Below are 14,152 nucleotides of genomic sequence, written 5' to 3' on the forward strand. Positions count from 1 at the left end.
ATGGCTACCCGCAATTTCGCCTGTAGCCATCGCCCCATTCCCGCATGCTGTCGAGAATGGGTTTGAGGCTGTAGCCCAAATCGGTCAGTTCGTATTCAACGCGAGGCGGCACTTCGGGAAACACGGTGCGCGTGAGGAGCCCGCTCTCCTCCATAGCGCGCAGATTCGCCGTAAGCACCTTCTGCGTGATGGCGCCGACGCTCTTTTTAAGCTCGCTGAACCTGCGAGGTCCCCCCATGAGGTCGCGCAGGATGAGAACCCGCCATCGATTGCTGATGAGCGCCAGCGTGGTTTCGACCGGACAAGCGGGAAGGGACGGCTTCGTTGCATACTCGTCGAGCATCGAACGCCTTTCGTGGTTGGTTTCAAAATGAAGGCTAGTATTCATATGATACCAATGAAGGGGAAAAGGAGGCAAGATCGCATGTACGAGAGATTTCCCAGAATGCCTCCACGAAAGTATCGGGATCGCACATTCGCGGCCATTCGCAAGAGCGGGGGCTCGTGATCCGCGAAAGCTCGCGCCTGTAAAGCCCGCTCGGTTTGCGCTATCATCATTTTACCGGGTACAGGCGCGCAATTCGCAGCAAAGGACGCGACAGCATGTGCAAGCACTTCATCATGGTTCCACGCAACGAAGTCGAACTGATCATTCGCGATATCGAGATCGACAACCATGTCAACATCATGCCGGATTGGCCCGCACGCGGCGCCGATGCCTATCCGCAATCGATCGTGCCGCTCATCGTCTCCGAAAGCAGCGGCCTTGCCGTTGCGGAAAAGACATGGGGTTATGCCGTCCCCTGGAAAAAGGGCGTCGTGTTCAACACCCGTTCGGAAACCGCGCTCGGCGAAAAAGGCGCCTTGTGGCGCGATTCCCTCCTGAACCGCCGCTGCGTCATACCAGCCTTCGGTTTCTTCGAATCGCATAGAACCGAAATGTCTTTCAGCGAACGCACAGGCAAGCCGATCAAGCGGCAGTATCGTTTCGACGGACCGCGCAGCCTGCTGTTTATGGCAGGCATCTACCAAAACGACCGCTTTTCGCTCATGACTACCGCGCCGAACGCTGCAGTCGAGCCAGTGCACGATCGCATGCCGGTTGTCTTGCTCGAACACGAATTGGGCTTGTGGTTCTCACCCGATTTCCAGGTTTTATTCGATCGCACGGGAATAGAGCTCATCGCCACCTCCCGGGGAATCGAAGCAAGCGGCGCAACCGATGCGAAAGCCGAGCAATCCGCCCGCAGCGCTTCTCAAAACACCATCCTCGGCCAAAGCCCGCTTTGGGAGGACGGAGAATGCTCTTCCGACACAGCCTGAAAAACCTCTTGCATTCCTCCTTGCTCATCTATAGTATACATACCATTGGTATGTATATGGATCGAGCGAGAGGAGAATGCGCATGGCCCGCAACAAGCACCCCGAAGAGACCGTAGCGAAAATCCTCGACGTCGCACTCGAGCTGTTCTTCACCAAGGGTTACGACAACACGAGCATCCAAGATATCATCGACAATCTTGGCGGCCTGACGAAAGGCGCGGTTTACCACCACTTTCGCTCGAAGGATGAAATTCTCTCGGCAGCCCTCGATCGTGAAAACCAGAACCTCTACCGCGAACTCAAGCTCATACGCGACGATGGTCGCATGACGGGCGCCGAAAAGCTGCAAGCGCTCTTCCAGGCATCGGTCAACGGACCCCAACTTGAAATCTGGTCGCACATCGCGCCTTCAACCGATCCGGTGAAGAATTCGCGCCTGCTCGGCCTGCAATACCGATCGGTTTTCGAGGAGACCGCCCCTTGCTACGTTCGCCCCATCGTCGAACAGGGCGTTCGCGACGGCTCCATCAAAACCGATCATCCGAAGGAATTCTCCGAAGTGCTCGTGCTGCTGGCCAACCTTTGGGCAAGCCCGATGTTTCGCATGGCAACGCCCGAGGAACTGCAAACCCGCATCTCCTACTACCTCGAAATAGCCCGAGTGCTCGGAGTCGAGCTGGCCACCGATGGCATCGAAGAGCCCCTTGAGCGATATCGCAACACGTTCAACGAGAATACGGAGATCTTCGAATCAGAGGATGCCTCATGATCGCCCGAAAGCCCGCCCCGCCTCGGCAGGCTGCCTGGGCAACAGGCGACCCGCCGCCATAGCCCGCGCCCCGCCGCCAAACCTCGACTTGCCGCCCGCTGCTCCGCAGCATTCTTTTTACCTACTATACATACCAACCGTATGTATGTTTAACAGGAAAGGACATCATGAACGAAAAACCCTGCATCCCATCTCGCCTGTTCACCCCTCCCTTCGCCGCAGTCGCTTCGGCACAGCTCTTCTCGTTGCTCGGCGAAGCGATACTCAAGTTCGTGCTCCCCCTCTACCTGCTGAACCTTTCGGGTTCGGCAACCTTGTACGGAATCGTGGTGGCCTGCGCATTCGTTCCTTACATCTTCCTCACGCCCATCGGGGGCGTACTCGCCGATCGCGTGAACAAGAAACTCGTCATGGCGGTCCTCGACCTCGTCATGGCGGCCGCTTCGATCGCCTACCTCGCGTTGGCGCAAACAGCCGACCTCGTCGTTCTGACCATCGTCATACTCATGGTCCTCTATGCCGCCCAAAGCATCTACCAGCCAACGGTCCAATCGTCGGTCCCCTCCGTCGTATCCCACGACCGAATCACATCCGCCACCGCGATCGTCACGCAGATCAGCGCGCTCACCGGTCTTGTAGGCCCTGTATTCGGCGGTTTGGTGTTCGGGTTTTTCGGCGTTGCGCCCATCGTTGCCGTATCAGCAGGGGCCTTTCTCGCCTCTTCTCTCCTCATCATCGTCTTCGTCAAGATTCCCTCCGCTAGGCATGAATCGAGCGGCAGTCCGCTAACCATCCTCAAAGGCGACATCAAAGAAGCGGTTTCCTTCCTCAAGCTAAACCCCCTTATGTGGAAGACGATTCTGCTCGCCACCGTCATCAATCTGGTAGCGTCGGCATTCATCATCGTGGGCACCCCTTACATAGTCACCGAGGTGCTGGGGCTCCCCAACCAGCTGATGGGGTTCGCCGAGGCGGCGCTCGCGCTCGGCGGTCTTGCGGGCGGCGTCGTCATATCGCTCAAGCCCGCTCTCTTCCCCATTCGGAAAGCTCCTCGATTCCTGTTCGGAGCAGCCCTCGGCTTCATCCCCATTGCCGTCGTTACGGCATCCGCCCTCGCACCGGTGGCGGTTTACGGAATCCTGCTCGTCAGCCTTTCATGGACCATGGCGATGTGCTCGATGTTCTCGATCATCGGCATATCGTTTTTGCAGATGGAGACGCCGTCAGACCTTGTCGGCAAGGTGATCGCCCTCACCATGTCGGCAGCGAACTGCGCTATGCCCGCAGGGCAGCTGATATTCGGAATAGGATTCGACTCGGTTCCCGCCCCGGCGCTTGCGCTCGGAGTTGCACTCGTCATGCTCGGCGTTGCCGCCTTTGCCGCGAAGACCTTCAAAAACGAACTCGGAAATCTGCCTGCCGCATTGTGCGAGAAGGCTGCAAGCGAACAAGACGAACCCGCACATCACAGCACCCTCCCGAATCCGCTCGCATGAGGTCGCGTTCGCTGCGGCGACGCAGTCGCCCGACAGCGCGTCGCAGCCCTATACGTTCCCTAAATAAACGTGCGCAAGATAGCGCTTGGCGATCGACTGGAAAAGACCGAGAACAGCAGGCGGGGTCGGCTGCGCACCAATCATTCTATAAGCTGGAAAGAACCTCGAAATATGCAGGGGCGTCGACGGATCGAGAGAGGCGATCCATGCGCATTCCCGTTCGAAAAGCTCCTCGTCGTCAGAAAAGCCGGGAACCACCAGCGTCGTCACCTCCACATGCACGCCCGCCTCCAGCGCCGTTTCGATCGAGCGCTTGACAACGGCCAAACCGCCAGGCGCTCCAAGCAAACGGTATCCCTCTTCGGAAAAGCACTTGAGATCGATGTTGAGGGCATCGAGATGAGAGAGCGCCTCATCCCAGACGGGTTTCGCAACATAGCCGTTGGTGACCGCCGCCGATGCAAGCCCTTCGCCGCGCGCACGCCGTGCCGCATCCATCAGGTATTCGGGAGCAATGAACGGCTCGTTGTAGGTAAACGCAACGCCAATGTTTCCCTGTGCGCGCAATTCAATCGCCCGCTCGATCAGGTTTTCGGGTGACATGAAATAAGTCGGAAGAGAACCCGCTGCGTCCACCATGGATATATCGCTGTTCTGGCAGAACGAACAACGGAGGTTGCACCCGTAGCTTCCGTACGACAGGATCATCGAACCGGGATGAAACCGTGCAAACGGCTTTTTCTCAACGGGATCGAGCGCAAGCGAAGTCGCCTGCCCGTAGCTCAAACTCGCAACCTTTCCGCTGCGAACGGTTCGTGCGCCGCATATGCCGAAAGACCCTTCGTGCAATCGGCACCCATGCGGACAAACCCCGCACGCAAGCATGCTGCCACCCGCTGCGCCCGATGAGCTACCCATGGCGAGCGACCTCGAAGCGCTCTATTCCGATGCCGTCGAAACCTCCGCGCCAATCGATCCCCGCCTTCATGCAAGCTATTCGCAGCTGCTCCTCAACCGTATCGACTCCCTCGAGATCGGGAAGCAGAAGACCCCGCTTGAAGCCCTGGGTCACGATGACGCCGAATCGCTTCGCATCAAGATCCGCGATCCGAGCGGGTTCGGGAGGGAATAAAACGTCCACGCTCACATCCAAATCGGCAAGCTCTGCAGGGGTTATCGCCGGAAACCGCGGGTCCTGCGTTGAAGCCGCCACCGCATTTGCGATCACCTCCTGAGCCAATGCAGCCCGCACGGGCTCGATCGTTCCAATGCAGCCGCGCAACTCTTTGGTACTCGCCACGTGAATCGAAACGAAGCACCCCGCGCGTCGGGGCAAGTCGTCGGGCAAGGCAGGGGCTTCGGGAGTCGCTCCCTCGCGCACGTATCGCTCGATCGTCAGGCGAGCGAGCGCTGCAAGGGGGTCGTCGCCACAGGATCCATCGATCGATTCGCCAGACGAAACGCCGCCGACGCCGCCTTCACATGCCGGCGAATCGGCAGCCTGGGCATCCTCATCGGCGCCGTCCCCATCCGCCATCGCCTTGGCAGCCGAAGCTTCTTCGCGCGAGCGATCAGCCTCCTCGCGCTCGAACGCCGCCACTCCGTACCCAACGCCGAACGGGCCCTCGTACGAGAGAAGCTCCGAAGACCAAGGCTCGCCGCTCTCCCGCTCCGCTTCGGCAAGGGCTCCCGCAAGCATGATGAAACCCGAAAGCCCGCACTCGGCGGCATCTTCGCACATGACGGGATCGAGCTCGGCGAACGCAAGGGGATCGCCCGATTCGACCACCCGCGCAAAACCCTCGTCGAAAAGAGGGCCCGCCGGTTCGAAACCGTAGGGACCGTCGGCTTTGAGCTTATGGGATAGATCGCCGCTGACGAGAAGCACGGTCTTACGCTCGATCCTGGCTGCAGCCTCGGCCAAGCACGCACCGAACGCGAGCAGCTTTTCACGGTGGACGCCCGACCCGCCGATCGACACCGTCCGATACTTATCGGAAGGATAGCGCTGTTCGATGTAGTACAGGGGCACGAGCATCCCGTGGTCGAGCTCGCGTGCCGCAGCGGACACGCATCCAACCGGTAATCCCCTTTCGGCTGCCAGATCCTCTATCGCGCAGCGAAGCTCCTCGTCGAACGAAAGATCTGCCGCTACCTGCGGCGCGCCGAACTGCGCAAGCGATCCCGAAGCCGCGCTTCCAGCCCCGAGATATATCCAATCCCCGTAGTAGGCGCTGTGAGGACTCACGATCAGGATGGTTTCCGGCGCATGGGCCGCGATCCGGCGGGCGACCTCGCAATACCCCGAAAGCGTATCGGCGATTCGGGTCTCCTCCCCCCTTCCCACCTCGGGAACGGCAAGCGGCGGATGCGGAACGATGTATGCGGCAACAAGCGACATAGCGGCCTCCTGTCTTAATCGATGCCGCGATTGTACCGCGGTTCGACAGACGGCAGAAACCCCTAAGAAGGAATTGAAAACGATTTGGCAGGAAGCAGTGCAAAAGCGACTGTGCGCTGTCGGCCGCCGTGCGGAAGCAGTAACCGACAGGAAGCCCATCGCGCGCCTCTCGGCGCTGCTATGCAGTTTCGATCCGCTCCGCGATGTAGCACTTGTGAATTCTGGGATTGCGGACGAAGTCCTCGGGAATCGTCTCGGTCGTGATATCGGCAAGCCGCACGCCGTAACGTTCGAGCGCCTCCGTATCGGGCTTGAACGAGCGCAGGTTGCACGAGAATATCGCGCGACCGCCCCTTGCAAGCAACCGCGAAACCCCGATCAGCAGCTCAACATGATCGCGCTGCACCGACCAGGTGTCCTTCCCCATGGCTTTCGAATTCGAGAACGTCGGCGGATCGACGAAAACAAGGTCGTATCGCCGCTTGCTCGCACGCTCCTCCGATATCCAACGCACCACATCCGAACGGACGAAAACATGGTTGCGACCGGAAAAACCGTTGAGCTTCATGTTTCGCTCAGCCCAGGAAAGATAGGTTTGGGACAGATCGACCGTTACCGTGCTTGCCGCGCGGCCGCCCGCCGCATGGACCGTCGCGGTGCCCGTATAGGCGAACAGGTTGAGAAAACGAGTCCCTTCGGCCATCGATCCCACGAGCTCGCGCGTCTTTCGGTGGTCGAGGAATATGCCGGTATCGAGATAGCCTCCCAGATCGATCTCGAACGTATACCCTGATTCTCCAGTCCATGCAACATGCGATCGACCGCGGGCATCCCGGTATTGGCCGCCGCCCTTATCGCGTCTGCGCGTCTTGGAAAACACATGAGACGCTTCGACATCCAGTACTGAAGGAACGAGGGCGAGCACGTCGCGATAGCGCCGCTGGGCGCGCTCGGCATCTACGGAAGACGGCGCCTCGTACTCTGAAATGTGCACGAACCGCTCGCCCGCCGAACGGCCTGCTCCCTCGTACAAGTCGATCGCCATCGCATAGTCGGGTAGATCGGCGTCGTAGAGCCGATAACAGGAAACGCCGTTTTTTCGAGCCCATTTCATCCGCTCTTTCGCCACCTTGCGGAATCGGGAAACGAACTGATCGCTGTTCTTCTCCGCAACCGCAACCGAGCGCTCGGCACCCGAAAGCGATATCAGGGAAAGCTCGATGCGATCGGGGGAAGCCACATCGTAAAGGCGAAGGTCGGCCTCGATGGGGCCGTTGTAAAGGGAGAGCGTTTCAAAGGGTACGAGTCCCAGAGCCGCGTCGATTGCGGCATCGGGCGTAATGACGGCAAGCTTCCATCCCTCAGGCAAAAGGCCGATCCCCTCTGCGAGCGCGGCGTAAACGGCAGGAAGCTGCGCCTCCGAGGAAAGCCTCTCGCCGTAGGGCGGGTTCACAGCTACGAGACCAAGACCGCTTTCAGATGAGCCGCCGCCTCCGGGGGTTTTGTCCTGGGCGCTTCGAATCCCCAAGCGAGACCCTGCAGGGGCGTTCAGCGCATCACCCAGCCGCGCAGCGTCCGCAACCTCGAATACGATCTCATCGGCAAACCCCGCGCGCTTCGCGTTTTCCCGGGCGATCGCAATGACGGATTCATCGAGATCAGTACCCACAATGCGCGGCATGCCGTCAAGCCCGATCGCCAGCCGCTCATCGGCTTCGTCAACCAGATCGCCCCACACCGCCTCATCATGCTGCGCCCAACCCCTAAAACCCCAGTAGTCGCGCATGATGCCCGGTGCCCTGTCGGCGGCGATCATCGCCGCCTCGATGACGAGCGTACCAGAACCGCACATGGGATCGACGAACGAAGCACCCTGTCGGGCCATGCGGCGCCAGCCAGCCGCAAGCACGATGCCCGCCGCCAGCGTCTCCTTGAGCGGAGCATCGGTTTGAACGCCTTCTTTTCGGTATCCGCGACGATGCAGCGGCTCTCCCGAAAGATCGAGCGAGATGGTCGCCTTGGCGTTTCGCACGGCAACGTCGATCGCCACATCGGGGCGCTTCGGCTGCACATCGGGGCGCGTTCCTCGCGCCTCGCGAAGGCGATCGCATATGGCGTCTTTCACCTTCACTGCGGTGAACTGCGTATTGCGCAAAGCATCGTTCATGCCGTGCGCGTATACGGCGATCGATGCGCCCTCGCCGATATGCTCCTGCCAGTCGATGCGCTTCACGCCCGCATAAAGCGCATCGGCGTCGTGCGCTTCGATACGGGCGAGCACCAGCAGAATGCGCGATGCGACGCGCGACCACAGGCATGCGCGATACGCATCGGCAATCGAGCCGAAAAACGCAACGCCCCCTTTGAGGGGACGTACGCGCTGAGCTTTGAGACTCTTCAATTCGGTTGCAAGCAGCTGTTCGAGGCCGCTCGCGCACCGTGTGTAAAACTCGTAGGTTTCCACGTATCCGCGCTAGTCTTCCAGATAGTCTTTCAATTTGGAAGAGCGAGAGGGATGGCGCAGCTTTGCCAGCGTCTTGCTCTCGATCTGGCGGATGCGTTCGCGGGTAACGCCGAATTCGCGGCCCACTTCCTCGAGCGTGCGCGGATGGCCGTCTTCCAGGCCGAAACGAAGGCTGATGACCTTGCGCTCGCGCTCCGCCAACCCGTCAAGCACTTTCGAGAGCTGCTCCTGCAGCATCGAGAAGCTGGCGGCATCGGGAGGCACCACCGCAGCGTCGTCTTCAATGAAATCGCCGAGCTGGCTATCCTCTTCTTCACCGATGGGCGTCTCGAGGGATACGGGCTCCTGCGATATCTTTTGGATTTCGCGAACGCGCTCGGCGGGAAGACCCATCTCCTTGCCGATTTCCTCGGGGGTAGGCTCGCGTCCGAGTTCCTGAAGGAGCTGGCGCTGGATGCGCACGAGCTTGTTGATGGTTTCCACCATATGCACAGGGATGCGGATCGTGCGAGCTTGATCGGCGATCGCACGCGTAATGGCCTGGCGAATCCACCAGGTCGCATACGTGGAGAATTTGAAGCCCTTCGTATAGTCGAACTTCTCGACTGCACGAATAAGGCCGAGGTTGCCTTCCTGGATGAGATCGAGGAACAGCATGCCGCGACCGACGTAGCGCTTCGCGATGGAAACGACGAGGCGAAGGTTCGCTTCAACGATCTGCTGCTTGGCATCGAGACCAACCTGCTCGATGCGGGTCAGGCGGCGGCGTTCGCGGCGTTCGAGCTCGATGCCTTCCTCTTCGGCTCGCTCGAGCTGTTCGGTCGCCTCGATGCCGGCTTCCATCTTCATGGCAAGATCGATTTCCTCGGCGGCGGTCAGAAGCGGCACTTTGCCGATCTCCTTGAGGTACATGCGCACCGGGTCGCCCGTAAGCATGGTGACCGACGTATCGGTTGAGCGCTTGCGCGATTTGACCTTGCTCTTCGAGCCGACTTTGGGAAGCTGCACTTCCACCGTCGCCTTGAGTTCTTCCTCGGGAATATCCTCAAGAAGCTCTTCGTCGTTGAAATTCGTATCGATCTTATCGTCATCGAGGGAATCGGTGACAGCGGAATCGTCGATGACCGGATCGCTATCCGGTTCGACGTCCATATCGTCGTCTTCGATCATGTCTTCTTCGATTTCGTTGTTCTCGCTGATGGAGTCATTTGCAGAGGAGATGTTCTTAGAGGCTGGAGCCACGTAGTCTTCCTTTCCGATCAACGTGTTGCCCAGGCTGGAAAGCCTGTTTTTGGGCGCAAAGATTCAGCGAATTAATATACCATAAAATTCGTCCGAGCAGAAGAGCGATTCTTGTTTGTCAAGAAGCTTGCTTGAAGGCTTTTGCACCCATCCACGTTCCCGATTTCTTGAATCCTGTCACAAAATTGGACCTGTGGCAATTATGCAATTTATTACTTTATTGTTTTTGGAATAATTATCATGAAAATGCCTGGTGGCGAAAATATCATACAGCTCATTATCGTTAGTCAGTATATTACATTTTGCCACAGGTCCATTTTTGAGTCAGAATCGGCAGAATTCGGAACACAGCAAGCGCAAACGCGGCCAAGGCCAAAAGACAAGCGGCCGACCGCATGAAGTCTGACAGCCCCGCAAGCGGCGCAGAATAAACAAAGCGCAATCCTCCCCGCCGCCATTCAGCTGCGGAGAGAATTGGGCCTTCTACGTTCGGTATCGGTGATCGGATGAAGAAGCCGGGCTATTTCCCGGGTACCGGAGGAACGAATGGCTTCTTTTTCGGTTCGCTCGATTGCACCTTCAAAGTCGGCACGCATGACTGGACTTTGGCTCCAGGGGCATCGCCCATGAAATCCGCGCTGCTTCCTGCGCTGGGTTCCGATCCAACAGAGCCTGGCGCAGAAGATCCCCTTGCGGCGGCGGGAGCACTCGGAACGACAACGGATCCCGGAACGCTAGCTGCTCCAGGCGCACCTGGGGCGGCGGGAATCCCGGGTGCTCCCGGCGCACTGGGCGCTCCCGGGGCGGCGGGTGCACCCGGAGCTCCTACCGGCGAATTCTCATCCATTTGAGCGGTGGGCGGTCTAAAACACATGGTCTACTCCTTTTTTCCGATAATGTCACTTCATGCGCAGTGACGGCGCATTGTCGATTTCCAGAACCCGCAATCCAGGCAAAACGAACAGCCCGAATCGGCGGAATCGTAACCACACGAACCGAAACGCATCTTCCTCACTCGCCGAGACGGGCACGTTTTCTCGAAACAACCGACGCAACAAGCACCATTGCGCATATCGCAGTCAACGCTCCCGACGACACGGCAATCAGATCGGCACCGTAGCCAATGCCGAGCAGGGCAACGCACCACGCGCCGATAACAGGATTGAAGAAATTACCGAACCCCTGCAGCGCCCCGGCGATAGCGATGGCCATCGCCTGCGACGCGGGCTTGCATAGCTCCGTAATGCGTATGCAGTAGGCAGGCCATACGATGCCGACGCCCACGCCTGCAACCACCATGCCCGCATAGACGCCCGTCAAGGAGTCGCCATTCGACACGACGAAGAAACCCAACGCCATGAGGCCCCACGAAAAGGGAATCACGAAGTAGCCGAGCCGATGCTTGAGCCAGCCGTAGAAAAACGCTCCGAACGCGGCGCCGATCATTTGGATCGACAAGGCGAACCCCGTATCGGCAGCTGTTCCGATACCTGCCCCCTCCACGAACAAAGACAGATTGGAGGTGACGAGAGTGGCGAGCATATTGCCGACGAAGTATACGGCGATCTCGATCCACGCAAGCCACTTGACACCCGTCATGACTGCCGACATGGTCGGTTTTTCGCCCTTGTCGTCTTTCACCATGGGGATGCGGGGAAGCAACGCAAGCACCAAAACCAGCGAGATCAGACCAACGCCGTAACCGAGAAAGCTTAGATGCCAGTCCTTGACGGCGAACTGTCCTCCGACAAAGATCATGATCGTGCAGCCAACCGCGCCTACGGTCATGTTCCATCCCATCATATTTTCCCGCAAGCGGCCTTTGTACAATCGCGGGATGATCGAGTCGCATGCGGGAAGCGTCAAACCCGCTCCCATTCCGAGAACGATTCGACAGGCGAGAATACCGTAAAACGACGTGAGCAGCATCGGAAGCATTCCCCCGACGACGAACAGCACAAGGCCCGCGATAACCAACGTGCGCGGATTGATCCTTACCGAAAGCCACCCGTAGAAGATGGCCACCACGCAACACGCAATGCTCGGCAGAGTCACCAACAACTGCACCGTCGAAACGGGTATCTCGGGATACGTTGCGCAAATCGAGGCTATCGCTGGAGAAATGCATGCGGAGGCAGAGTCCTGCAACCCGATAGCCAAAACGGGAATCGCGAGTACGTACGGATTCATTTCTGAGAAGTCTTTTTTCACTATTCCCCCAATAGATTTATGCGTGCGAGCAGAGCGGTGAAACCCGTCGAAGCCAAATCTCGTCGCCCGCATTCGCATCGCCGATCCCAAGTCGGAACCAAGATCGACGATGCGCAATAAAATATCCTACTTTAGTAAGTTCCAGCCGACTGCGCTAAGCCGCAGGAGAATCGTCCCTGTTCTTCAGAACGTACTTGCGCTGGTACAGAGCCGCGCCGAGCGCACATAGAGCCGCCAGCACCGCAAATCCGACGACGAGAAAATCGCAGGCCGTCCATACGCCGCCGGCATCCTCGACGAGCTTTGCCGGAAGGAACGTGGAGAGGGCGCCGCCCACGTTCGCACCGATCATAACCAAGCCCAAACCCATCGACAGAAACTCAGGGCGCTTCATGGCGTCGGGCGCCATCGCAAACCCGATAGGCATGTTGAATTGAGTGACGGCCGAAAGGACAACCGCAAACGCCGTCACGATCATAAAGGAAGAAGGTATCCTGAACTGCAGGGCGAACGCAACGGCGCTGATAACGGCTACAACGACAAGCAGGATACCCCTGTTGCGAATGGCCGTCTTGTTGATAACCCAGCCCACAAGCAGAGATCCGACCATGCCACCGAACGTCGAGATGGAGATGATGTTGTTAGCAGTAGCGGGATCGAAACCGAGACCAGTCTGCAGGAAGGTGGGATACAGGCCCGTATAGCAACCGCAACCAACAGCCAGCAGGCCAAGCGCAAGGGACATGAGGGCGACGGCGGGCTCCTTCAAGCCTTCGAGAACAGACGGCTTCTTGCCGCTGGAAGCAGGCTCAGGCTCGGCCACCTTGGGTTCTTGCACGAACAGGATGAATAAAACCAACATGACGGCCTGCATGACGGCAGCAGCAATCCACTCTCCCTGCCAGCCGAACGACGGAACGAGCATGTTCGCCAATTGAGCAACGAGCAGGTTAGCGAGCGAAACCCAGATAACCCAGATCCCGTTTGGCAAACCGCGCTTGTCGGCAGTGAAGTTCGCTGTGATGATGGCAACGCTGACCATGGTCATGCAGCCGTAGGAAATGCCTTCGAGGAAACGCGTGGCGAGAAGGATCTCGAACGTCGGCGCGAAAGCCCCGATCACATTTTCCACGATGCCGGCGGCGACAACGATGATGCCGAATTTTTTCGCGCCGATCTTCTGCATGATGGCGCCGGCGGGAATTGCGGTGAAAATGCACGTGAGGCCGACAACGGACATAAGCAATCCTACTTGGCTCATCTCCACACCGTAGAAATTCATGATGTTGGGCATGTTGACCGGCACCTTGAACATGCCAAAGGCAATAGTAACGCCCGTCAGAAACACGATAAAGAACTGCAACCAGCTTTTCCCGCTGTTAAGCGTAATGGATTTTGTGCTCATTTCTCCCCTTTCGAGAGCATAGTCAAATTCCCGTTATTCCTTTTCAAGTGGAAAATCCCCAATGTTGAGACTCTCGACGAGTTCGACGGTTCTCCCCTTCACGCCCGCAAAACCAGGCGCCTCGATGTCGAGCGTATAAACACCTGGCGTCAGATGCTTGAACCAAAAATCGCCGAAGCCGTCTGTCGCGGTCTCACGAACGCCGCCCCGCGCATCGGTCAGTTTGACGGAAGCGCCCTCGATAACGAGATCGGCTTGCACATCCCACACCTCGCCGGAAACGAACAGGCCGAACGGGTTTACGTAATAAACGCGGGGCTTAGTGCCTTCGACATCCCACTGGTCCGTGGATTGCGCGATGAGATCTGCGAGCTCCTCTTCTTCGCCGAACAGCAGGGCTCCCGTTGCGCAGGCATCGACGCAATGAGGAAGCTTGCCTTCGTCGACCAAGTGCGCGCAACCTGTGCATTTCTGCGGCACGGACAGCTCTTCGTTCCAATAGATGGCACCGTAAGGGCATGCGTCGACAAGCTCTTTTTTATCCTGCGCCTTTTCCGGATCGATGATCACCAAACCGTCTTCGCGCTTGTACACCGCCTCGGGAGCCGCTTTCATGCAGGGAGCATCATCGCAGTGACGGCACAGGGTGGGTCGGTATTCGGCAAGAACCTTCGGCACCTGCCCATGGATCTTCTCGGTCATCTTGAGCCAGAAGTGGCCCGTATTCGGCTGCGGCTTCGAATAAGGCATCCATTCGTTTTCAACCGTCTCGTCTTTGCAGGCAATCTGACAGCCGTAGCAGCCGTTGCATTTAGCCAAATCAACAACAAACGTCTTCATG

General features: G+C 58.4%; 11 protein-coding genes. 3 read left to right on the forward strand and 8 right to left on the reverse strand.

What is annotated here, in order from left to right:
• Positions 1–4: 4 nt before the first annotated feature.
• Complete coding sequence (locus C1719_RS09545; protein WP_102374887.1) at positions 5–343, reverse strand: winged helix-turn-helix transcriptional regulator; 339 nt, start codon at positions 341–343, stop codon at positions 5–7.
• 260 nt (positions 344–603) lie between these two features.
• On the opposite strand from C1719_RS09545, the gene C1719_RS09550 reads away from it, so the two are divergent.
• The 3 genes from C1719_RS09550 (at position 604) to C1719_RS09560 (ending at position 3,588) form a co-directional block, all read left to right on the forward strand.
• A complete protein-coding gene (locus C1719_RS09550; protein WP_102374888.1) occupies positions 604–1,323 on the forward strand; it encodes an SOS response-associated peptidase family protein in 720 nt (239 codons plus the stop codon).
• 82 nt (positions 1,324–1,405) lie between these two features.
• Complete coding sequence (locus C1719_RS09555; RefSeq protein ID WP_102374889.1) at positions 1,406–2,092, forward strand: TetR/AcrR family transcriptional regulator; 687 nt, start codon at positions 1,406–1,408, stop codon at positions 2,090–2,092.
• Positions 2,093–2,259: 167 nt separating this feature from the next.
• A complete protein-coding gene (locus tag C1719_RS09560; RefSeq protein WP_102374890.1) occupies positions 2,260–3,588 on the forward strand; it encodes an MFS transporter in 1,329 nt (442 codons plus the stop codon).
• A 48-nt stretch (positions 3,589–3,636) separates the two neighbouring features.
• Here the strand turns inward: C1719_RS09560 and amrS are convergent, their stop codons facing one another.
• The 7 genes from amrS to C1719_RS09600 form a co-directional block, all read right to left on the reverse strand.
• On the reverse strand, positions 3,637–4,506 hold the full coding sequence (gene amrS, locus C1719_RS09565) for an AmmeMemoRadiSam system radical SAM enzyme (RefSeq protein WP_342745911.1): 870 nt from the start codon (positions 4,504–4,506) through the stop codon (positions 3,637–3,639).
• Positions 4,499–5,989: an AmmeMemoRadiSam system protein A gene (amrA, locus tag C1719_RS09570; protein WP_102374892.1), complete on the reverse strand. Its 1,491-nt coding sequence runs from the start codon at positions 5,987–5,989 to the stop codon at positions 4,499–4,501. The genes amrS and amrA overlap by 8 nt, the downstream gene beginning before the upstream one ends.
• Before the next feature lie 178 nt (positions 5,990–6,167).
• Positions 6,168–8,453: a bifunctional 23S rRNA (guanine(2069)-N(7))-methyltransferase RlmK/23S rRNA (guanine(2445)-N(2))-methyltransferase RlmL gene (gene rlmKL, locus C1719_RS09575; RefSeq protein WP_102374893.1), complete on the reverse strand. Its 2,286-nt coding sequence runs from the start codon at positions 8,451–8,453 to the stop codon at positions 6,168–6,170.
• 9 nt (positions 8,454–8,462) lie between these two features.
• A complete protein-coding gene (gene rpoD, locus C1719_RS09580) occupies positions 8,463–9,605 on the reverse strand; it encodes an RNA polymerase sigma factor RpoD (RefSeq protein WP_180963679.1) in 1,143 nt (380 codons plus the stop codon).
• A gap of 1,101 nt (positions 9,606–10,706) precedes the next feature.
• Entirely contained in the window at positions 10,707–11,885 is a 1,179-nt protein-coding gene (locus C1719_RS09590) for an MFS transporter (RefSeq protein ID WP_180963552.1), read from the reverse strand.
• Positions 11,886–12,060: 175 nt separating this feature from the next.
• Positions 12,061–13,311 carry an MFS transporter gene (locus tag C1719_RS09595; protein WP_102374896.1) on the reverse strand — a complete coding sequence of 417 codons (1,251 nt, stop codon included), beginning with the start codon at positions 13,309–13,311 and terminating at the stop codon, positions 12,061–12,063.
• A gap of 33 nt (positions 13,312–13,344) precedes the next feature.
• Entirely contained in the window at positions 13,345–14,151 is an 807-nt protein-coding gene (locus C1719_RS09600) for a 4Fe-4S dicluster domain-containing protein (RefSeq protein WP_102374897.1), read from the reverse strand.
• Position 14,152: the final 1 nt, after the last annotated feature.

This window comes from Raoultibacter massiliensis (assembly GCF_900199545.1).
Taxonomy (GTDB): Bacteria; Actinomycetota; Coriobacteriia; order Coriobacteriales; family Eggerthellaceae; genus Raoultibacter; species Raoultibacter massiliensis.